The organism is Citrobacter portucalensis, assembly GCF_023374935.1.
Classification (GTDB): Bacteria; Pseudomonadota; Gammaproteobacteria; order Enterobacterales; family Enterobacteriaceae; genus Citrobacter; species Citrobacter portucalensis.
In genome coordinates this window covers 2,448,914-2,468,857 of the sequence record NZ_CP092466.1, presented here as the reverse complement: position 1 = coordinate 2,468,857, position 19,944 = coordinate 2,448,914, and the positions used below count along the sequence as shown (strand labels likewise).

20 protein-coding genes are annotated in these 19,944 nt (G+C 50.7%); 2 read left to right on the top strand and 18 right to left on the bottom strand.

Going from position 1 to position 19,944, the window contains the following annotated elements:
• Positions 1 to 121 precede the first annotated feature (121 nt).
• The 3 genes from LY264_RS12035 to pspE form a co-directional block, all read right to left on the bottom strand.
• Positions 122 to 1,183 (bottom strand): YcjF family protein, encoded by a 1,062-nt coding sequence (locus tag LY264_RS12035; protein WP_048223965.1) that lies wholly within the window; start codon positions 1,181 to 1,183, stop codon positions 122 to 124.
• A complete protein-coding gene (locus LY264_RS12030; RefSeq protein WP_032944430.1) occupies positions 1,180 to 2,577 on the bottom strand; it encodes a YcjX family GTP-binding protein in 1,398 nt (465 codons plus the stop codon). The genes LY264_RS12035 and LY264_RS12030 overlap by 4 nt, the downstream gene beginning before the upstream one ends.
• Before the next feature lie 142 nt (positions 2,578 to 2,719).
• The gene (gene pspE, locus LY264_RS12025; RefSeq protein WP_048216281.1) at positions 2,720 to 3,037 is read right to left on the bottom strand and encodes a thiosulfate sulfurtransferase PspE; all 318 of its coding nucleotides are present in this window, start codon (positions 3,035 to 3,037) and stop codon (positions 2,720 to 2,722) included.
• A gap of 228 nt (positions 3,038 to 3,265) precedes the next feature.
• On the opposite strand from pspE, the gene LY264_RS12020 reads away from it, so the two are divergent.
• Complete coding sequence (locus LY264_RS12020) at positions 3,266 to 4,276, top strand: LacI family DNA-binding transcriptional regulator (RefSeq protein ID WP_048216280.1); 1,011 nt, start codon at positions 3,266 to 3,268, stop codon at positions 4,274 to 4,276.
• A gap of 32 nt (positions 4,277 to 4,308) precedes the next feature.
• On the opposite strand, the gene LY264_RS12015 is transcribed toward LY264_RS12020, so the two are convergent.
• The 15 genes from LY264_RS12015 to pspA all read right to left on the bottom strand — a co-directional run bounded on the left by LY264_RS12015 (position 4,309) and on the right by pspA (position 18,719).
• On the bottom strand, positions 4,309 to 5,214 hold the full coding sequence (locus LY264_RS12015) for an OmpG family monomeric porin (RefSeq protein WP_048216279.1): 906 nt from the start codon (positions 5,212 to 5,214) through the stop codon (positions 4,309 to 4,311).
• A 68-nt stretch (positions 5,215 to 5,282) separates the two neighbouring features.
• Positions 5,283 to 6,365 (bottom strand): ABC transporter ATP-binding protein, encoded by a 1,083-nt coding sequence (locus LY264_RS12010; RefSeq protein WP_048223967.1) that lies wholly within the window; start codon positions 6,363 to 6,365, stop codon positions 5,283 to 5,285.
• Positions 6,366 to 6,375: 10 nt separating this feature from the next.
• Entirely contained in the window at positions 6,376 to 7,044 is a 669-nt protein-coding gene (gene pgmB / locus LY264_RS12005; RefSeq protein WP_048223972.1) for a beta-phosphoglucomutase, read from the bottom strand.
• Positions 7,041 to 9,317 carry a glycoside hydrolase family 65 protein gene (locus LY264_RS12000; RefSeq protein ID WP_131820867.1) on the bottom strand — a complete coding sequence of 759 codons (2,277 nt, stop codon included), beginning with the start codon at positions 9,315 to 9,317 and terminating at the stop codon, positions 7,041 to 7,043. The genes pgmB and LY264_RS12000 overlap by 4 nt, the downstream gene beginning before the upstream one ends.
• On the bottom strand, positions 9,314 to 10,369 hold the full coding sequence (locus LY264_RS11995; protein ID WP_048216276.1) for a D-glucoside 3-dehydrogenase: 1,056 nt from the start codon (positions 10,367 to 10,369) through the stop codon (positions 9,314 to 9,316). Before LY264_RS11995 ends, LY264_RS12000 begins: the two co-directional genes overlap by 4 nt.
• Before the next feature lie 10 nt (positions 10,370 to 10,379).
• The gene (locus tag LY264_RS11990) at positions 10,380 to 11,168 is read right to left on the bottom strand and encodes a 3-dehydro-D-guloside 4-epimerase (protein WP_048216275.1); all 789 of its coding nucleotides are present in this window, start codon (positions 11,166 to 11,168) and stop codon (positions 10,380 to 10,382) included.
• Positions 11,169 to 11,184: 16 nt separating this feature from the next.
• Positions 11,185 to 12,237, bottom strand: a complete 1,053-nt coding sequence (locus LY264_RS11985) for a D-guloside 3-dehydrogenase (protein WP_048223975.1) — start codon at positions 12,235 to 12,237, stop codon at positions 11,185 to 11,187.
• A 27-nt stretch (positions 12,238 to 12,264) separates the two neighbouring features.
• On the bottom strand, positions 12,265 to 13,107 hold the full coding sequence (locus LY264_RS11980; RefSeq protein WP_003020474.1) for a carbohydrate ABC transporter permease: 843 nt from the start codon (positions 13,105 to 13,107) through the stop codon (positions 12,265 to 12,267).
• Complete coding sequence (locus LY264_RS11975) at positions 13,094 to 13,975, bottom strand: carbohydrate ABC transporter permease (RefSeq protein ID WP_003840754.1); 882 nt, start codon at positions 13,973 to 13,975, stop codon at positions 13,094 to 13,096. The genes LY264_RS11980 and LY264_RS11975 overlap by 14 nt, the downstream gene beginning before the upstream one ends.
• A 20-nt stretch (positions 13,976 to 13,995) precedes the next feature.
• A complete protein-coding gene (locus LY264_RS11970; RefSeq protein WP_048223977.1) occupies positions 13,996 to 15,288 on the bottom strand; it encodes an ABC transporter substrate-binding protein in 1,293 nt (430 codons plus the stop codon).
• 16 nt (positions 15,289 to 15,304) lie between these two features.
• Positions 15,305 to 17,011: a sugar phosphorylase gene (locus LY264_RS11965; RefSeq protein ID WP_071692410.1), complete on the bottom strand. Its 1,707-nt coding sequence runs from the start codon at positions 17,009 to 17,011 to the stop codon at positions 15,305 to 15,307.
• Between the two features lie 163 nt (positions 17,012 to 17,174).
• Entirely contained in the window at positions 17,175 to 17,405 is a 231-nt protein-coding gene (pspD, locus tag LY264_RS11960; protein ID WP_003833267.1) for a phage shock protein PspD, read from the bottom strand.
• A gap of 8 nt (positions 17,406 to 17,413) precedes the next feature.
• Complete coding sequence (gene pspC, locus LY264_RS11955; protein ID WP_040093158.1) at positions 17,414 to 17,773, bottom strand: envelope stress response membrane protein PspC; 360 nt, start codon at positions 17,771 to 17,773, stop codon at positions 17,414 to 17,416.
• Entirely contained in the window at positions 17,773 to 17,997 is a 225-nt protein-coding gene (gene pspB / locus LY264_RS11950) for an envelope stress response membrane protein PspB (protein WP_003020509.1), read from the bottom strand. The genes pspC and pspB overlap by 1 nt, the downstream gene beginning before the upstream one ends.
• Positions 17,998 to 18,050: 53 nt before the next feature.
• Positions 18,051 to 18,719 carry a phage shock protein PspA gene (pspA, locus tag LY264_RS11945; RefSeq protein ID WP_003020532.1) on the bottom strand — a complete coding sequence of 223 codons (669 nt, stop codon included), beginning with the start codon at positions 18,717 to 18,719 and terminating at the stop codon, positions 18,051 to 18,053.
• Positions 18,720 to 18,874: 155 nt separating this feature from the next.
• Here pspA and pspF point away from each other — a divergent pair, with 155 nt between their 5' ends.
• On the top strand, positions 18,875 to 19,864 hold the full coding sequence (pspF, locus tag LY264_RS11940) for a phage shock protein operon transcriptional activator (RefSeq protein ID WP_165612488.1): 990 nt from the start codon (positions 18,875 to 18,877) through the stop codon (positions 19,862 to 19,864).
• Positions 19,865 to 19,944: the final 80 nt, after the last annotated feature.

The window sequence follows — 19,944 nt, the reverse complement described above, 5'->3', positions numbered from 1 at the left end:
ATGTGTTAAATGATAAGACAGTATTTGGTTTGCAGGAAGAACTCTGTCAACAAATATTGACAGCGCGCTGGAAAATTAGGCGCCGGGGCGTAAAGTTATACGATCGGCGCCTGTTTTATAGCTAACTTTCGCGCGGAGATTTGTTCTTTTGTAAGGTCTCTTTCACCTGACCAATCAGTTGACGGCGAAAATCGCCCAGTCGTGGCTTATCATCATCGATCCACGGCAGCGGTCGGCAAAGCTCCATAGCTTTAATGCCCAGACGCGCCGTTAATAACCCCGCGCCAATGCCCTGTGCGGCACGCGTTGATAAGCGGGCGGCTAAATCCTGCGACATCCAGTCCATCCCTACTTCCCGCACCAGCTCACTGGCCCCGGCAAAAGCGATATTCAACAACACCAGGCGGAACAGGCGCAGACGGCTGTAATAACCAAGTTCAATGCCATACAGCGATGCAATGCGATTAATCAGGCGCAGATTGCGCCAGGCGATAAACGCCATATCCACCAGTGCCAGCGGGCTGACGGCAATCATCAGCGTGGACTCTGCCGCTGAACGACTGATCTCACGCCGGGCTTGCGCATCCAGCACCGGCTGCACCAGATGGGCATACAGGCTGACCACTTCGCGATCGTTCTGCGTTTCATGAATTGAGGCATACCAACGCTGTAGAGCCGGATGCGACTGATCGATACCCGCCTGCAGCGCCAGTTTTTCACAAAATGCACGACCTTTTCCGGTTCCATGGCTGTGGAGCAAGTCTCGCGCTTCATCACGTTCGTGCGCGCGCTGACGCAATCGCCACAATCTGCGCCACTCGGTCGCCACCGATCCGACACCTGCGCCGATAATCAATGCGCCTGCGGCACATCCTCCCAGCGCGACCCAGTCCTGAGTCTGCCAGGCGTTCATGGTCCACTGCACACCCTGAGCAACAACGCTCACGCCAAACAGCGCCAGCCCGCCCATCACCATCTTGCGCCACAGACTGCGTTTGGGGCGTAAGGCCGCATCAATGACGGCCTCCGCCTGACCTTCGTCTTCCAGGGGTTCATCCACTTTCGCCGGAGAAAAAGTCTGCGCCTCCGTTTCGTTGAACATTTGCTGCGCTTTAAACGCCGTGTTTTGTTCCACGTCCAGCGGACCTGAGAAGTCGATACGCGGTTTTAACGGCTCGCTCATCGCAATTTATCTCCTATTAAAAACTCCAGCGCGGCATCGAGGCGGATATGTGGTAAGGGTTTATCGACATCCATAACCTGCGGGCGAAATGCTTCAAACTGAAATCCCTGGCGGTCCCAGAACGCCTGTCCTGGCAGTCGCGCGGGCACTTCACCAGGATAAACGGTCAGCGGTTCGCCATCGCTCAGACGATTACCACGCAGCGCCGGGATCTTTTCACCTTTCACATCGATCAAGCCGCTGGTGGTTGCCTGCACCGATGCCAGCCCCAGACAATCCATGCTGATACCTTCGAACGCCGCGTTTTGCCATGCGTCCTGGATCAGCTGCTGCAATAACGACACCATATTGGCGTGCTGATCGACTGTGACGTGGTCGGCTTTGGTGGCGGCAAACAGCAGCTTGTCGATCACTGGAGAAAATAACCGACGAAACAGCGTACGCTGCCCGTAATGGAAGCTTTGCATCAACTGGGTAAGCGCCAGGCGCATGTCGTTGAACGCCTGTGGCCCGCTGTTGAGCGGCTGCAGGCAATCGACCAGCACAATCTGGCGGTCAAAGCGCAGGAAGTGATTCTTATAAAACCCTTTGACGACCTTTTCGCAGTAATAATTGAATCTTTCGCGCAACATGCCCGCGTTGGTGTGTTTGTCAGCCTGCGCCAGCTTTGATTCACCCCAGGCATCGACATCCGGCCACGGGAAGAATTGCAGCGCAGGCGCGCCCGCCATATCTCCGGGCAGGACAAAACGGCCCGGTTGAATAAAATGTAGGCCCTGCTGTTTACACTGATGCAGATACTCCGTCCAGGCGGCAGCAATTTCCGCCAGACGGTTTTCATCAGCAGGCGCCAACGGATCCAGCCCCTGGCATAACTGCCGCCATTTTGCCGACCATTCGCCCCGCTGCCCCTGCAATAATCCGGTCATTTGCCGCGACCAGCTCAGATAATCCTGGGCAAGCATCGGTAAATCGAGCAGCCACTCCCCCGGATAATCGACGATCTCCAGGTACAGCGTGGAGGTGTCTTTAAAGTGGCGCAGTAAAGAGTCATTGGATTTATAGCGCAGCGCCAGACGTATTTCACTCACGCCACGCGTAGGGGTCGGCCAGGTCGGCGGAGAACCGTACAGCTGTGCCAGTCCCTCATCATAGGTAAAGCGCGGAATGCCAAAATCGCGTTGAGGAACCCGTTTCACGCCAAGCAGACGCTCTTCGCGCACGCAACTGAGCAACGGCAAGCGCGCACCGGCATGAATATTGAGTAACTGGTTTACCATCGCGGTGATAAACGCCGTCTTACCGCTGCGGCTAAGTCCAGTAACAGCCAGGCGTAAATGCCGGTCTACCCCGCGATTAACCAGCGAATTGAGTTCATTTTTAAGTCGCTTCATCGCCATCCCGTTTTGCTGAAGGAACCGAAGAAATTATAACAAACAGGAAGTAAAGATAGGGGCCAATTCTTACTTATCAACTACCTGTGCTGTTTCAGGCGGCATTATTCTTACCGCCTGTAGCAGAATGAATGCGGGCGGTTTATTTATTCTCTACTTTAGGAAGCGCTATCTGATTGATGCCACCTTCATTCGTCACCTGCGTATAGCCCATTTCAGTTAACATATCCTTCGCCTGCCCCGATTGACGCCCGGAGTTGCAGTACAGCTTCACGGTGTCGTTCTTATCAGGCACTTCAGCTGCGATACGCGTCTTCATCTCTTTCAACGGAATGTTGACGGCCCCCTGAATATGCTGCTGTTGGTACTGTTCAGGAATGCGAACATCAATCCAGTGTTCAACTGCATAAACCGGCATGCCGATGACCAGTGCCAACGCTAATACGCCTTTTTTCAACATAATATCTTCCCGACTGATTGTTGGATTTAACCACCACACTATACGCCTGTTCTTAAGAAAATATTGCGACCGCATTATCACCGCCTGCAGGCGCGGACGATTGTTCCTCAGGTTACCCATGTTGCAGTTAGCCTTTTGATTTTTCTAACCGCATTCCGAGATTGTTGTCATTCGTCAATTAACTCCATAATATGTCCGCCATTGACTCTCGGACGGAGCTTGGGATCTATGTCTCCTACCATTTATGATATTGCACGAGCCGCTGGCGTATCAAAATCCACGGTATCGCGCGTGCTTAATAAGCAAACCAACATCTCGCCGGAAGCGCTTGAAAAGGTGCTGCGCGCAATTGATGAGTTACAGTATCAACCTAATAAACTTGCTCGCGCGCTGACCTCTTCCGGGTTTGATGCAATAATGGTGATATCTACCCGTTCTGCAAAAACAACTGCCGGTAATCCGTTTTTCTCTGAAGTGTTGCATGCAATTACTGCCAAGGCTGAAGAAGTCGGTTTTGATGTCATATTGCAGACGTCGCGAAGCACCGAAGATGATTTACAAAAATGTGAGAGCAAAATTAAGCAGAAGTTGATCAAAGGGATCATTATGCTGAGCTCTCCTGCCGATGAATCATTTTTTGCTAGTCTGGATAAATACAACGTACCGGTTGTGGTTATTGGGAAAGTTGAAGGTGACTACGCCAATGTCTATTCTGTAGACACCGATAATTATCGCGACAGTATTACGCTGACAAATGCGCTGATTGAGAGTGGCCACCGTAATATAGCCTGTTTGCATGCACCGCTTGACGTCCATGTTTCTATCGACCGCGTTAACGGTTATAAAGCCAGCCTTCAGGCACATAACATTAAAATGCGCGATGAGTGGGTTATTGACGGCGGGTATACTCATGAAACCGCCCTGCTTGCTTCTCGAAAATTACTGAGCCAGCAGCCGCTACCCGATGCCGTATTTGCGACAGACAGCTTAAAGTTAATGAGCTTATATCGCGTGGCGGCCGAGAAAAACATTGACATCCCACAACAACTTGCCGTTGTAGGCTATAGTAATGAGCTACTTTCTTTTATGCTCACACCAGTTCCTGGTGGAATTGATGTACCTACTCAGCAGTTGGGTGAACAAAGTTGTAATTTATTATTTAATCTGATTGCAGGTGAGAAAGGATTACAGAATATAACTGTAAGCACGCAAATATCTTTGGCCGACTCACTGGTGTAAAAACAGGGGCATAATAATGCCCCTGTTCTTTTTTAGAATGCGTAGTTCACGCCTATACCAGCATAATGGAACCTGTCGCTTTCGCCTTCGTCATGATCTTCCCATTCATAAGCATACTCCAGAGACATTGATAAACCGTTCTGGAAATCATACGCATACAGTAAACCGAGACGATTGAAATCATGGCCTTCGCGTTCAGGATCATCCTGCCAGTCCCAGTTTGACCAGCGATCAAGCCCCAGGCGGGTATACGGCGTCAGGGTTGTATTGCCGAAGGACAGAGGCAAATAAGCACGAATTTCCTGGGTTGAGAACTCACCATTATTACGCGAATCTGCCAGATTAAAGCCGCGTTCAAGGTAATAGTTCACAGTTAACCCTACTGTTTCGTTAAACGTATAATTCAACCCGCTCTCACTTTCGACGCGGCTATCAGAGTAGCCGGTGGTGCTCAAATCATTAACGAATTGATACATCGCAAACCAGCCGCTAAAGCGCAGGTCATCGGTAAGTTTAACATCCCAATCTGGCTGCACTTTCCAGCGCTGCATATTAGCTGTGTCTTTTCCGGGTTCATTCACATAGTGATAACCGTAATTACGGAAGCCACCTGTCAAGCCGAAATTAACATTCTCGCTTTCGAGGAATTGATAGCGGACTTCCAGTTCAGGTCGGTCAAACCACGTACCGCGCTTACCCTCGCTGTAATCAACCGGCCCTTCCTGGTAATAGGCCAGCGATATTTTCCACGGCCCATTGGACGCATTAAAATAGACGGACGGCTCAGCCAGTCCATCCATATCTTCGCCCTGACCTTCAACGTTTTCTATTTCGTACATAGCACCTATATTAAAGTGCCAGTCATTCTTTTCAGCAGCCTGCGCGCAGGCCATTCCTGCGCTCATAATAAGCGCAGTAGCGGACAGTAGGGTTTTCATTATTATTCCTTGTTAAAATACTCGCAAAAATGCCCCAAGGCGTGGGGGACTATTATCCCCCCGGAGTTTTATTGAATAGCTACTTCAGTTTCAGCATCAAAGAAATGGCATTTCGCCATATCAAAATGAATAGTGATATTTTCTCCTGCGTGATAATCATTCACTGCCCCAGCACGGACCACTAACTCATGCCCCCCAACAATGGTATAAAGCATAAATTCAGCGCCAGTTAATTCTGCAACGCTAATTTTTGCCGACACACTATTTTTATTATTAACCTGCGGATGTATATCTTCAGGACGAATTCCCAGCGTGACCGCCTGATGTTCATAACCCTGTAGTTTTAATTGTGCTAATTTATTTTCTGGAATCGTTAATTTCAGTGTTTCAGTAACAAACTTATCACCGTCAATCGCGCCACGAATAAAGTTCATGGCCGGTGAGCCAATAAATCCTGCGACAAACATATTTGCTGGGTGGTTATAAACTGTTTTCGGCGCACCAACCTGCTGAACAATGCCATCCTTCATAATCACAATACGCGTCGCCATGGTCATGGCTTCGGTTTGATCATGGGTAACATATATCATGGTTGTATTGAGTTTCTGATGCAGCTTGCTGATTTCTGCCCGCATCTGTACGCGAAGTTTGGCATCGAGGTTCGATAAGGGTTCATCCATCAGGAAGACCCCTGCCTCACGAACAATCGCACGCCCCAGTGCCACACGTTGACGCTGACCACCGGATAACGCACCCGGTTTACGTTGCAGATAATCGCGCAGGCCAAGGATTTGCGCCGCCCAGTTGACACGCTCCTCAATCACGGCAGGGGGAATTTTCTGCATTTTCAGGCCAAACGCCATGTTGTCATAGACTGTCATGTGTGGGTACAACGCGTAGTTCTGAAAAACCATCGCAATGTTGCGCGATTTCGCCGGCACATCGTTCATCCGTTTACCGTCAATCAGCAGATCGCCGCCGCTGATCTCTTCCAGGCCGGCGATCATGCGCAACGTCGTTGACTTCCCGCAACCGGAAGGCCCAACAAAAACAATAAACTCTTTGTCTTCGATTTCCAGATTGAAGTCTTTAACGACGTGTACCTGGTTGTCGTAAATTTTTTGAATGTGTTGCAACGAAAGCTGTGCCATGTTGAATCCTTTACTTGTCGTGTTGCCAGAGAGCCGATAAGCACGGCCACGTCAGAAATTCGGTTGAAGGAAATTGCAGGCTTGCCCCGTTCAGCCCCGTACCGATGCCGACAGAAAGCATGCCGCAGGCGTTGATTGCATCAATTCCTGCTTGTGCATCTTCTATGCCAATGCACTGTTGCGGGTCAACGCCAAGCCCCGCACAGGCCGCCAGAAAAATCTCCGGATCCGGTTTTGAATGGGTAATCAGCGCCGCATCCGCACAAAAGTCAAAACAAGCGCTAAGATCAAGCGCCTGTAAAATAGTGGGCGCATTGAGCGACACGGAGGCCAGCCCCACTGGAATCCGCTCTTCCCGCAGCGTCATCAGCAGCTCACGTATTCCCGGCAGTACCGAGTTCACCGTCAACTGGCGCAAAGAATGGACATACAGCCTGTTTTTTCTCTCGGCCAATTGTGCGCAAACTTCAGGTGTAAATTCCCCCGCTTTCCCGCCATATTGCAAAATACGCTGTAGCGATTCGCCGCGACTAATCCCTTTCAGGCTGTCATTAAATGTTTCGTCAATCGCAATTCCTATTTCACCGGCTACCTGCCGCCAGGCGAGAAAATGCAGATGAGCAGTGTCGGTAATCACGCCATCTAAATCAAAAATGATGGCCTGTGGTTTGAGGATCATTCATCGCCCCTTCTAGTGGTAGCGGTCCCATAGGTGGGCGAAATAATGGCGTCATAGCAGATTACGGCCTCCCCCTGCACGGAGATTTTTTCGCCATTAATCCAAAGGATAATTTGCTCAGCACTGCGAATACGGATTTCGGCAGCGTTGATAGTTATCTGCATAGTGGAACCCTGCCAGCGCAGTGGGAAAGACAGTGTTTGCCAATGTTCCGGTAATGCAGGGGCAAGATGTAACTCCCCATGGCGAATATTCACTCCGGCAAATCCCTGGATAGCGCCCAGCCAGATTGCGCCCGTTGCCGCCGCATGAATACCATCATCGCAGCTGTGCGGGTCATCCCCGAGATCGATAAGCGAACCTTCGCGCCAGAACCGATACCCCTGAGCCGAATCACCGCAACGCGCAGCTACAATCCCATGAATCGCCTTACTCAAAGAGGAGTCGTGAATCGTGCGTGGCTCGTAATAACGCAGGTTAGCCAGACATATTTGCGGGCTAAATTGCTCCGGCAGCATGTAAGTCAGCATCACGACATCGGCCTGTTTGAGAATTTGCATCTCGTTGACTTCTGCACGGGAGTAATCGAGCAAAATCGTCTGCTTGCCCGCTTTCGCTTTGTAACTGGACAGATCGATAACCGGTTTGCTCAGGAAGGTGTCATCCTGAGGTAACACACCATCGGACAACGCTTCCGGACGCCAGAGATGGCGTAAAAAATGCTCAGCACGATGAATAAAGATCTCATCGTTACAGCCCAGGCGACGCGCAAAACCGAGCGCCTGCTCTACGTTGTACCAGGCCATGTAGTTGGTGAACGCATTGTTGTTCACATGCTCAGTGTATTCATCCGGACCAATCACATCGTGGATCTCTAAACGATCGTTGACCATGACAGCCCTGCTTATCCAGAACTTCGCTGTTTCCAGAAGCAGCGTTATACCTTCACGAGACATAAAGTTCATATCCCCGGAGGCATGCCAGTAATTGATCACCGCCCAGGCAATATCCGCCACGAGATGATGCTCAGCCTGGGCGGAGGCCACTTTCTGCCGCAGTCCGGTACGGATGTTGATCGCCGCGAATTCAGGCGTCTCCTCCTCACCGCTGCGCGCGCTCTCCCAGGGAAACAGCGCCCCCTGCCAACCGTTGCGGCGGGCTTTCTCACGCGCGCCCGACAAATTATGCCAGCGGTAACGCAATAAACCTCTTGCGGTTTTCGGCTCGGTGAAGAGATGGAACGGTAACAGAAAGACCTCGGTATCCCAGAAAACGTGGCCTTTATACCCTTCTCCCGTCAGACCTTTCGCCGCAATACTGCTGCGCTCATCGTGATCTGGCGTCATTACACGCAAATGATAGAGCGCATAATCCAGCGCTCGCTGATCGCTCATATCATTACTGGTGACCTGAACACGATGGCTTTGCCACCAGGCATGCCAGTTAGCGGTCGATTCCGCCAGCAGTGCGTCATATCCCTGCTGGGCGCACGCTTCCAGATTACGCAGCGACTGGCGTCCCCAGGTTTCCAGCGACAGGCTGCGCTCGCTCGCCCAGTCGATCCAGCTAATTTTCGTCAGCGTAACGCGTTGTCCAGTTTTCGCCTGCACGCTATTGTGTTGTAACAACCGACGTTCTTTCGCGGTGAAGCAGCGCTGCGCCGTACCGTCTACGTCGCAAAACGTCGTGATCGCGATATCGTTGCGATTGTCCTGGGTGGTGTAAATGCCTTGCAGCAGATGCTGACCAAATACCCGGACCTGCGTTTCATCCAGATGCTGACGTCCATGATTGGTGATCGTGGCATCAATCCCGGTTGAGATGCCAATGCTCGCATCACCATCCAGCGGGGTAACGGCAACTTCCATAGCAAACAGCGGCAGTTTTTGCGCCGAGACAAACCGCCGACTCTCAATAGCGAAACGTGCGCCGCCGGGCGCTCGCCAGACCAGGGTACGGCGTAATTCTCCGCTGGCAAAATCCAGTTCACGATACCAGCGCTCAATCACGCCGCTGGTTAGTGAGAAAATCTCGCCATTAAGCGCGATCTCCACGCCCACCACATCAGGCAGATTAACCAGTTCATTAATTTCACCTTTCCCCGCCCGGTGATACAGTCCCGCCAGATACATGCCGCGAGTTTGTAAGGTGTAGGCTTCTTCGTGGCTGGCGCGAATCCCCATATAGCCGTTGCCAAGCGTCATCAGCGACGCATATTTGTTGAGGCTGTGTGGGCAAAAAGCCGGTTCGGTTAGCATTACTGGCTTCGTCATAAGTCTACATATGTTCCTGTTTCAGCCGATTCATACAGTGCGGCAACCAGTTGTTGAATAACGACGCCCTGCTCTGCGTCTGCAATAGCGACAGGCTCGCCCTGAACGTGATTCACGAAGGCCTCCATGCTGCGAAAATGACGATTGTCATCGGCTATTTCGCGCTGGAACAGCACATCCAGCGTCCCGTCACGATCGGTATAGACCTGCGCCGGAAATAAGGTCGCCCCGGCAAGATCGCCACAGAAATTGACGTTCATAATCGATTGTTCAGGAATATTCAGCGCGAAAGAGGTCTCAAGGCGCAGGATCCCGCCGTTATGAAATTCGATCGTGCCGAACAGAGAATCCTCAACGGTGTACGTCGCGGGATCCCATTCCCCAAACTGGCCGCTGTTCTTACGCGTACCAATACGTTGATAGCTATGCGCGTTAACGCGCTTTACCGCCGGGAAGCCCAACACATACATCGCGGCATCAAGCATATGGATACCGATATCAATCAGCGGCCCGCCGCCCTGCAGTTCCTTGTTGGTAAAAACACCCCAGCCGGGTACGCCGCAGCGGCGCAAGGCGCGGACATTAGTGACATAGATTTCACCCAACACGCCGCTCATTACCTGTTCGCGAAGCAGTTGTGTATCCAGTGCGAAACGATGATGAAAATCATAAGCCAGTACCTTCCCCATACGCCGCGCCGTTTGACACATCTCCAGCGCCTCGTCTGGCGTCATTGCCGGAGGCTTCTCGCACATCACATGACAGCCGGCGTTCAGCGCCAACATGGTGTGTTCGTAATGAAAACGATTGGGCGAACAGATGCTGACGATATCTGGCTTAGCCTCGCGTAACATCGTCTGAGGATCGTCCCAAACCTGCGGATTACCGTATTTCTCTGCCAGCACCTGCGCCTGTGACAGGCGGCTGTCACAGACAGCCACCAGTTCCAGATCGTTGCGGGTGCAGTAGTACGAAGCATGAACTTTATCCGCTACCTGCCCGGCGCCGATAATGGCGACACGTAGCGGAGCGCTTGTCAGTGCACTTTTCACGGAAATCCTCTTAGCAGGTACGCAGCCAGGCCAGCGACTGACGGTATGCTTCCGGCAGGTTCTCCGCCCGTACGCGCCCTTCATACACTACATAGCCCTGATAATTATCTTCACGCAGTTGGTCAAAAAGCGCAGAGAAATCCAGCGTACCGCTCCCCGGCTGATAACGATGGTTATCCGCAATATGCACGTGTCCCAACAGATCGCGATTGTCATGCAGCGCCTGTGCCATATCATCTTCTTCGATATTCATATGGTAAAAATCACCAATGATTTGCACATGCTTCAGGTTGTTTTCCACGATATAGCGGCGAGCATCCGCCAGGGTGTTGATCATATGATCCTGATAGCGGTTGAGCGGCTCGAGATACACCACCGTCCCCGTACGCTCGGCAACTTTATCGAGATAAATCAATGAATCACTGACGGCTTTGCGATCGCCTTCCAGACTACGCGGAGAGGTCATCGGCGGTAGGCGGAAGGTAAACATGCCCCAGGCGGCAGGGACAATAATGCCTTGCCCGCCTACTTCGGACAGCGCTTCGAGAATGCGGGTAATCTGCTGTAAACCATTCAAACGACGTTCTTCGATAAAATCACCGATCCAACCGTCATACCCCCCGCAGGCGGTGGTAACAGGCAGACCCGTTTCTTTGATCGCCGCTTTCACTTCCTCAAGATTGTTGACCAGCAATTTGCCGTCAATTTCAAAACCATCAAAACCCATCTCTTTGATGTAACGGAATTTCTCGAGAATATTTTCCGGGAAAAAAGCCTGATTCTGTGTTCCGATTTTCATTTTCTGTATTCCTTAATTAAAACGTCACGCCCATTTTGATGCTCTGTTCCGGATGGCGATCGACATACTGCATATAGCTTTCCGGGCTGCTGGCGAAGGTGACTACCGGGTCGATAAGCTCTTCACAGTTCAGATAACCGTTCATCAACAGTTCCCAGCAGGTCTCCTCAATGCGCTTGCGGCTCCAGCGCGGATAATCTGGATTTGGTTCACTGCAGGCCCGGGAGAAGACTATTTTGGCGTTGTTGAAGTGCGCTTCACGGCCCAGGTTAAACCCTTCAGCAAAAGGTTTTGCGAAGGCGACATAGGAGATGGTTCCGCCATAAGCCAGACCGCGTAGCGCCGATTGCAGCGCATCCGCATAGCCGCTGGTTTCGATAATCACATCCGCGCCCTGTTTGCCGGTCAGCTTTTTAATTTCCATGCCCACATCGGTGCCAATCGGATCCAGACAGAAATCAGCCCCATGGCGACGCGCGATATCACAACGATGGGCAATCGGATCCACGCCTATAACCACTGATGCACCCGCTTTCTTAGCCAGTTGTACGGCGATCTGGCCAATTGCCCCTAACCCGATGATGACAACAAAGTCGCCGACGCGCACATTGGCATCGCGCACACCGCTCATGGCGAACTGTGCTGGGTCATAGCACACGGCATTTTTCCACGAACTACCTTCTGGCATTTTGCGCAGTTTGTAGTTGTTTACGGCGTTAAAGATTACCGTTTCTGCCAGTGGGCCGTAGCCGCACACAGAATCGCCGACGGCGTAATCGGTCACATCGCTACCACACTCAATGACATCGCCCACCACCATGTTGCCAAGCTGGAACTTACCGAACTCAATTCCGCGCGGTGCCCCTTCCGGACGCGGCATAAACATTTGCCATTCGCCGTTAAAATCTTCATCAATAAACGGACTGGCAGCGCGAAAATCGACCACTTCGGTGCCATGTTTCGGTGCGCCAAAACGTACGCGGACTTTCACTTCATTGGCGGATACCGCTCTGTCTTCATATTCCACCAGCGCTGCAACACGCGGTTCGGTGGCAACTAACTTCTTCATTTACAACTCCTTAATTAAACTGGCCGCTTAGCCTTTCACGCCGCCTGCGGTCAAACCACTTTTAATAAAACGTTCGGAAAGCGCATACATAATGACAACCGGCAATGCGGTGACTAACGACGCGGCCATCATGCGTCCCCAGATATAGTCAGGCGTACTGAACAGCGCGTTCAGACCGACCGGTAAGGTAAAATTGCTGGCGCTGGAGAGGAAAATCGAGGCGAACAGATAGTCATTCCACGCAACCATAAAGCAGTACACAAAGACTGAAACCAGACCGGACATGGCCAACGGCACGGTGATGCGAAAGATAATTTGCAGACGATTTAAACCATCCATCATCGCGGCCTCTTCTATCTCATCCGGAATGGTGTCGAAGTAGCTTTTCAGCATAAACACGGCTGTCGGCAGCGTTTGTGTCACCATGGTGATAATCAACGCCATTTCGGTGTCATAAATGCCGAGGGCCGTAATGATTTTGAAAAGCGGCACCACCAGCAAAATCCCCGAAAACATGTACACCGTGTAAAAACTGGCATTGATGGTCATCCGTCCCTTAAAACGCAGACGGGAAAGCGCATACGCCCCGAGCACGCCGAGAAACACCGCCACCACCGATGACGTGACCGATACCACCAGGCTATTACGGAAGTAGTCAACAAACGGGAAGATCATCGGGTTAAAAATGTCGATGTAATGTTCCAGCGTCCATTGCTGAGGTAACAGCGTGGGATGCAGCGAGATCGCCTCTTTTGCGCTTTTGAATGAGGTCATCAGCATCACAAAAAACGGAAATAACGTGATGCCCAGGAAGACAATTAATCCACAGTAAAAGCCGATGCGGCCAAGCGTGCGTTTATTTGTTGCCATTGAGGTTCACCCGTTTTCTGGTCAGCAGGATAACAGCGAAAATGATGACGAAGAGGACGACAGAAATAGCGGCCGCTTTGCCTAAGTCATTAAATGCAAACGCTGTTTTATAGAGATAGACCCCGAGAATATCGACTTTAGTGGTCAGCAGATAAACATCGGCGAACATATAGAACATCCAGATCGTACGCAGCGTGACTACGGTCGCCAGCACCGGCATGATCGCTGGCAGCGTGACGATACGAAACCGTTGCCAGGCGTTTGCGCCGTCCATTTCTGCCGCCTCATACAACGATTTATCAATGGTCTGTAAAATCGCCAGAAACGAGATAAAGGCATACGGGAAGTAGCGCCAGATGGCGAACAACACGACCAGCGCGAAGCTGCTACCGGGATTGTCGAACCACAGCGGCGCCTGATCGTAGAGATGCAACAGATCCACGCCGAGGTAGTTCACAATGCCGTAGCCATTGTTGAACATGTATTTCCAGGCAAACACCAGCGAAATTGATGGCGTTACGTAAGAGAGGATCACCAGTGAGCGCGCCGTTTTCCGCAGACGAAACTCACGGTTAAAAAACATCGCCACTCCCAGCCCCAGTACCGTGCTCCCTGCTACAACCAGCGCGGTATACCAGACCGTCATCCACAGCGAATGCCAGAATCCGGGATCGGATAAGATACGGATATAGTTGCTCAGCCCGACAAACGTAGACTCAATTTGCGGATTAAGCGGCAAACGCATAAAGCTGATTTCGATGTTAGATATCATCGGCCACGCCACTAAACCGCCCAATAACAGCAAGCTGGGCGCCAGCAGCAGCATGGCAAATGGCATATCCGATCGACCTGAAAAGAACTTATTCATCACGGCTTTCCATTTCCCCATTAGCGCTGTTCAACAAGGTCATCCAGTTTGGTCTGGCTGGCCTTCATCGTCGTTGAAAGATCAGCTTTTCCTACCGTGACGTTGTGCACCATGGTACTCACGATGCCGGAGCCGGTTACGTCGCCCATGCGGGTAAAGTTCTTATCACCGACGGCGCCAAAGACCTGAATATTTGGCAGTTCGGCAATCAGTTGATTGGGTAATTCACCCAGCGCTTTGATAACGGCGTTATCTTTCCACGTCGAAGTATTCACCACCGCTTTGTTGACCGGCAGCGCCGCCCCTGGCGACATCATGACCCAGTCCGCAATGTTGTCTGCCTGCTCCATAAAGGTGACAAATTTCTGTGCCGCTTCTGTTTCTTCGGTTTTTTGACCTGCGGTAATGGTTAGCGACGTCAGCATGCCGTAAACAGCGGAATCTTTTTCCGTCGGCACCATAAAGCCAACATTTTTAGGATCGCCCTCTTTGATCACCGCCGGGAGGATATAGGTGGAATAAATCGCCATTGGCGCCGTGCCGTTCATGAAAGCATCTTTGACTTCCATGATGTCGTTCGAGCCAGGCATGGTGTTCATGGCAAGTTGGCGGTAATACTGCAACGCCTGCGCCATTTCAGGTGTGTCGAGCGTAATCTTTCCCTGCGCATCAAAAACGTTGGCCTGGTTAGAGAGCGCGAACTGGGAGAATGACTGTTCGGTCAGAACGCTTTCTGCCGTAGGTAGCGCAATGCCGTATTTCTTACTGCCAGGATTGTTGAGCTTCTGCGCCACGTTCAGCAATTGCTGCCAGTCTTTTGGCTCTTCCAGTCCCGCTTTTGCCAGCACATCTTTGCGGTACCAGATCCCGCCAATCCAGGCGCTGACCGGAACTCCGGTCCATGCACTACCGTCTTCAGTGCGTACAATACGCAGGATGCCATCATAAAAAGTACCCTCACCTACGCCGTTGATGACCTGCGCTACCGCTTTACGGTCGATGAGGGACTCTTTGTCCATAACTTTCGCGTAGTCATGGCTGGTTTCAATGATTTCAGGCAGAGAACCACTGCGCGCCAGGGTGATGACCTTGGTGTTGTAAGCATCTTCTTCCACAGGGACCTGTTTGACGCTGATGCCCGGGTTTTCTTTTTCAAAACGCTCAATCAGTTTTGCGATAACCGCTTGCCGCTCCTGCTCAACAGAAGAGTGCATAAATTCAATCGCGACAGAGGACTTTTTATCATCCTTACACCCGGAAACCAGAGCGCAGGAAACCAGTGCTGAAATCAGCACAATTTTAGCTTTAAGCATGAAATGTTCCTTTTTATTACTTAACCCACATGACCTGCCAGGCGTACAACGTTAATTCCTTACCTGAAATAGTTTTACCGCTAATCAAATCAACTCCATTTTCAATGTCAATACGAATGGTTTGAGTATGACCGCTGACATTAAATAATCCGATAACTTGCTCACCTGTTTCCGCCATACGTTTAATTTGCATTACGGCCGGTGTAATACTGCTAATTTGAAAATCACTATCAGGATGAAATGCTTTATTATTGCGACGTATTACAATTAGTCGGGATAACTCATGATAAATAGCGTGACGCAAACTGGTTTCATCTTTCAGCTCCGTTTCTATTTGTCTTACCTGATATTTTTTGCGGTTAATCGCACGGTTATAACCGAACGTCTCAACACCTTTATAATCATTGCGTGACCCAAGGATGCTTTGAATGTAAACCGCCGGCACGCCTGGAAAACTCAGCAAAATGGCATGAGCGAGAATAAAGCGAGAAAACCGTTCGGCATCGCTACAATTACCAGGCGTTAGCGCATCCATATATGTCACGTTAATTTCATACGGACTGCGACTGCCATCAGGGTTATTTTTCCAGTTAACCAGCGCGCCTTCCTGTTGTAGTTCCGTCACCAGCCGCATGATCTCGTCTTCAGGCAACAAACCGCGTAATGGGTTGAGACCAATGCCGTCATGCGATGCGAGAAAATTAAACCAGGTCGTCTCACCAGACGGCAGCTGCAGTGATTGCGCCCACTGGCACAATATCGACGTATCCTGGCGTTGTACCGCATGCAGCACCAGCGGCGGCAGCGAGAACTGGTACACCATATGCGCTTCATCATGGCCATTACCGTAGTAGGACACGTTATCCTTATGCGGGACGTTGGTTTCGGTAATAATCGCCGTACCAGGCGCCGCGCAGTCAGCAATAGCGCGTAATAGTTTGATAAGCTGATGCGTTTTTTCCAGGTGAATACAGGTTGTCCCTGGCTCTTTCCACATAAAACCAACCGCATCCAGGCGGACATAATCAGCGCCCTGCTCCAGGTAACTCAGTAGTACATCGATCATCGCCAGTAATACTAATGGATTGGCATAGTTGAGATCGATCTGGTCGTCGCTGAACGTCGTCCAGAGATGACGTACTGTATTATCTTTCAACGTAAAAGGTGTCAGTAACGGTAATGCGCGTGGACGTGTGACGTTGCTCAGGTCCGTATCAGGATCCATTGCAATAAAGAAATTTTCATAACCGTCAAGCTGTTGCAAATAATTATTAAACCACTCGCTTTTAGCTGACATATGGTTACAAACAAAATCAAACATCAGTCGACTGGATTCACCTAATTCCTTAATATCATTCCAGTCACCGGTTTCTTTGGCAACCTGATGGTAATTAATCACGGAAAAACCATCATCCGATGACCACGGATAAAATGGCAGCAGATGCACATGAGAAAATGTCGACTTAAGCCATTCATTATAAAACTGATTAAACGTCGGTAGCGGTTTTTTACCAGCCCCGTGGAATTGATCGGCGTAGGTAATAAGCACCACATCGCCCTCGTCCCAATGCGCTTTACGGATTTTTTTAATTAACCCCTGTGATTTCTCTAAACGTGCAAACAGCGCTTCATAGTGGCATGAAGTAAATGTATGACCATAAACTTCTGTCAGGCATTTTTGGATTTTTTGGTTCACCTTCGATTCTCGTGGTAGCGGTCCCATGAATCAAGAGACTACTCTGCGGGAAATAAGCTGTCAATCAGCCAAGGTGGTCTTGAGGGGGGTAAAAAAAGAATTTTGGCAGCCAAAAATCGTATTTGTGAGCTGCCGCAAATTAACTGAGGGAATGTTGATTAATTGTTGCTTGCTTTTGCTGATTCAAATATCAGGGTTGATTACCTGAATAACGTTTCGACAATTTTGCCGCAGCCCGACTCAACACCGGTTCCAGAACCAACGCCAGCAGCATTTTTAGCGGGCGTCGGGCGACGGACTTCACCGCCCACCCTGCTACACCCGCCGGGCCGTAGCGCAGCGCGGTCAGAAGCACCAGCTTACCTGCTATTTTAAAGCCCGGCTTAACCCTTTGCCCGGCACGTTGCCAGCGATTGTTCATTTCTGTCCTCACAATTGACGGAAGCGACTACGTAAGGAAAAAGTATCGGACGTCACATAACGTTCCATTTCACGTAAACGCTTTTCACTTGCCGCCAGCTCGCGATCGACGGCATCCAACAGCTCACCGCTTGATGGCTGCTGTTCGCCGGAAACCACGTTGTCCGGCATCGGATCCAACACAAACGTCAGCACGATGTAGGCGACAAAGGTGAAAAAGGCCAGACCAAAAAAGATGGACAGTACCACCAGGATCCGCACCAGTTTCACAGGCACATCGAGATAATGCGCAATACCCGCGCAAACCCCTTTCACCATGCCCTGCTGCGGTATACGCCACAGTTTTTTATTCAGATTAACGCCTCCCATTAGCGGTCCCTCCAGTTTGGATGTTCAGCATCAAGAATGTCTTCCAGCGCCTGAATGCGCTCGCGCATCCGCTGTGCGTCATCGTTGAGTTCGACCAGACGTTGCTGTTCACTTTGCGACAGTTCACCACGACTGGAACGGTTGCTGTAATGCAGCCAGAGCCAAATCGGTAAAACGAACAACACAAAGATGGTTAACGGGATGGCCAGAAATAGCGCGCTCATGAGTACTCCTTACAGGTGATGAGCGGCGGCGCGTTCGGCGCCGCCAGATGTTATTATTGCTTGTCTTGCTGCATTTTGGCTTTAAGTTGCGCCAGCTGCTCGCTGATTTCATCATCTGCTTTCAGGTCAGCAAATTGCTGATCCAGAGACTTCTGTTTACCGAAGTTATGGCTTTCAGCCTCGGCTTCCATCTGATCGATACGACGCTCGAAAGATTCAAAACGCGCCATCGCTTCATCAAGTTTACCGCTGTCCAGTTGACGACGAACATCACGCGAAGAACTCGCTGCCTGATGACGCAGCATCAGCGCCTGCTGACGAGCACGGGTTTCACTGAGTTTATTTTCCAGCTCACCGATCTCTTTTTTCATACGCGCCAGCGTATCGTCAACCAGTGTCACCTCATGCTCCAGAGAGGCAATTAAATCGGTCAGTTTCTGCTTTTCAATTAACGCAGAACGCGCCAAATCTTCTTTCTCTTTACGCAGCGCAAGTTCTGCTTTTTCCTGCCACTCTGCCTGTTGCGCGCTGGCCTGTTCAATACGGCGAGATAATTGTTTCTTTTCTGCCAGCGCACGCGCTGAGTTGGAACGTACCTCAACCAGCGTGTCTTCCATTTCCTGGATCATCAACCGCACCAGCTTCTGCGGATCTTCAGCCTTTTCCAGCAACGCGTTAATGTTGGCGTTCACGATGTCGGCAAAACGAGAAAAAATACCCATAATGTAATCCTCACTTACTGTTCTGATATCGGGCAATGCCCTGCTGTTTTCGTAATGCACGGGGCGTGCCAACTTTTTATCTAATTGATTCTAATAATTATATCTAATTTTACCTGTTGCGAAAATTAGGGTAAATTGGTGAATAACACTAACAAATGGTGAATTTCATCATGGCAGGATACAAAGATAATCTTCTGGGCGAAGCGAACAGCTTTATTGAAGTGCTGGAGCAGGTTTCTCATCTCGCGCCGCTGGATAAACCAGTACTGGTTATAGGTGAGCGCGGGACCGGGAAAGAACTTATCGCCAACCGCCTGCACTACCTCTCCACCCGCTGGCAAGGCCCGTTTATTTCGCTTAACTGCGCGGCGCTAAACGAAAATTTGCTTGATTCCGAACTGTTTGGTCACGAAGCGGGTGCCTTTACCGGCGCGCAAAAACGCCATCCAGGACGTTTCGAACGCGCCGACGGCGGTACGCTGTTTCTCGATGAACTGGCAACTGCCCCGATGTTGGTACAGGAAAAATTGCTGCGCGTTATTGAATATGGCGAGCTGGAGCGCGTAGGTGGTAGCCAACCATTACAGGTTAACGTACGACTTGTTTGTGCGACCAATGCCGACTTACCTCGCATGGTTAGCGAAGGCACTTTCCGCGCGGACCTGCTGGATCGCCTGGCCTTTGACGTGGTGCAACTCCCACCGTTACGCGAGCGTCAAAGTGACATTATGTTAATGGCCGAACATTTTGCCATTCAGATGTGCCGCGAGATCGGATTACCTCTGTTTCCGGGTTTTAGTGCCGAGGCCAGAGAAACGCTCCTCCACCACCGTTGGCCGGGCAATATTCGTGAACTGAAAAACGTCGTGGAGCGATCCGTTTACCGGCATGGAACCAGTGATTACCCGCTGGATGAGATAATCATTGACCCCTTCCGCCGCCACACTACGCAGCCGCAGGCGCCGGAAACTAAACCGATGTCTGTAGGGTTACCGCTGGATCTGCGTGAATTCCAGCAGCAGCAAGAGAAAGACTTTCTACAAACCAGCTTACAGCAGGCAAAATTTAACCAGAAAAAAGCCGCTGAATTACTGGGGCTGACTTACCATCAGCTTCGCGCTTTGCTGAAAAAACACCAGATTTAACGCACATTTGCAGATGTCATATTGGCGGATTTGACGCATAACCCCATCAGGGTTTACCATGACGCCATTACTGTATAAAA

Bases quoted from the DNA above. Each gene is read 5' to 3' on its own strand.
- LY264_RS12030 (WP_032944430.1), bottom strand. From the start codon at position 2,577: ATGAAGCGACTTAAAAATGAACTCAATTCGCTGGTTAATCGCGGGGTA.
- pspD (WP_003833267.1), bottom strand. From the start codon at position 17,405: ATGAACAATCGCTGGCAACGTGCCGGGCAAAGGGTTAAGCCGGGCTTT.
- LY264_RS11965 (WP_071692410.1), bottom strand. From the start codon at position 17,011: ATGGGACCGCTACCACGAGAATCGAAGGTGAACCAAAAAATCCAAAAA.
- LY264_RS12010 (WP_048223967.1), bottom strand. From the start codon at position 6,365: ATGGCACAGCTTTCGTTGCAACACATTCAAAAAATTTACGACAACCAG.
- LY264_RS12035 (WP_048223965.1), bottom strand. From the start codon at position 1,183: ATGAGCGAGCCGTTAAAACCGCGTATCGACTTCTCAGGTCCGCTGGAC.
- LY264_RS11970 (WP_048223977.1), bottom strand. From the start codon at position 15,288: ATGCTTAAAGCTAAAATTGTGCTGATTTCAGCACTGGTTTCCTGCGCT.
- pspB (WP_003020509.1), bottom strand. From the start codon at position 17,997: ATGAGCGCGCTATTTCTGGCCATCCCGTTAACCATCTTTGTGTTGTTC.
- LY264_RS11985 (WP_048223975.1), bottom strand. From the start codon at position 12,237: ATGAAGAAGTTAGTTGCCACCGAACCGCGTGTTGCAGCGCTGGTGGAA.
- LY264_RS12020 (WP_048216280.1), top strand. From the start codon at position 3,266: ATGTCTCCTACCATTTATGATATTGCACGAGCCGCTGGCGTATCAAAA.
- pspF (WP_165612488.1), top strand. From the start codon at position 18,875: ATGGTGAATTTCATCATGGCAGGATACAAAGATAATCTTCTGGGCGAA.
- pspE (WP_048216281.1), bottom strand. From the start codon at position 3,037: ATGTTGAAAAAAGGCGTATTAGCGTTGGCACTGGTCATCGGCATGCCG.
- LY264_RS12000 (WP_131820867.1), bottom strand. From the start codon at position 9,317: ATGACGAAGCCAGTAATGCTAACCGAACCGGCTTTTTGCCCACACAGC.
- pspC (WP_040093158.1), bottom strand. From the start codon at position 17,773: ATGGGAGGCGTTAATCTGAATAAAAAACTGTGGCGTATACCGCAGCAG.
- LY264_RS11990 (WP_048216275.1), bottom strand. From the start codon at position 11,168: ATGAAAATCGGAACACAGAATCAGGCTTTTTTCCCGGAAAATATTCTC.
- pspA (WP_003020532.1), bottom strand. From the start codon at position 18,719: ATGGGTATTTTTTCTCGTTTTGCCGACATCGTGAACGCCAACATTAAC.
- pgmB (WP_048223972.1), bottom strand. From the start codon at position 7,044: ATGATCCTCAAACCACAGGCCATCATTTTTGATTTAGATGGCGTGATT.
- LY264_RS11980 (WP_003020474.1), bottom strand. From the start codon at position 13,107: ATGGCAACAAATAAACGCACGCTTGGCCGCATCGGCTTTTACTGTGGA.
- LY264_RS12015 (WP_048216279.1), bottom strand. From the start codon at position 5,214: ATGAAAACCCTACTGTCCGCTACTGCGCTTATTATGAGCGCAGGAATG.
- LY264_RS11975 (WP_003840754.1), bottom strand. From the start codon at position 13,975: ATGAATAAGTTCTTTTCAGGTCGATCGGATATGCCATTTGCCATGCTG.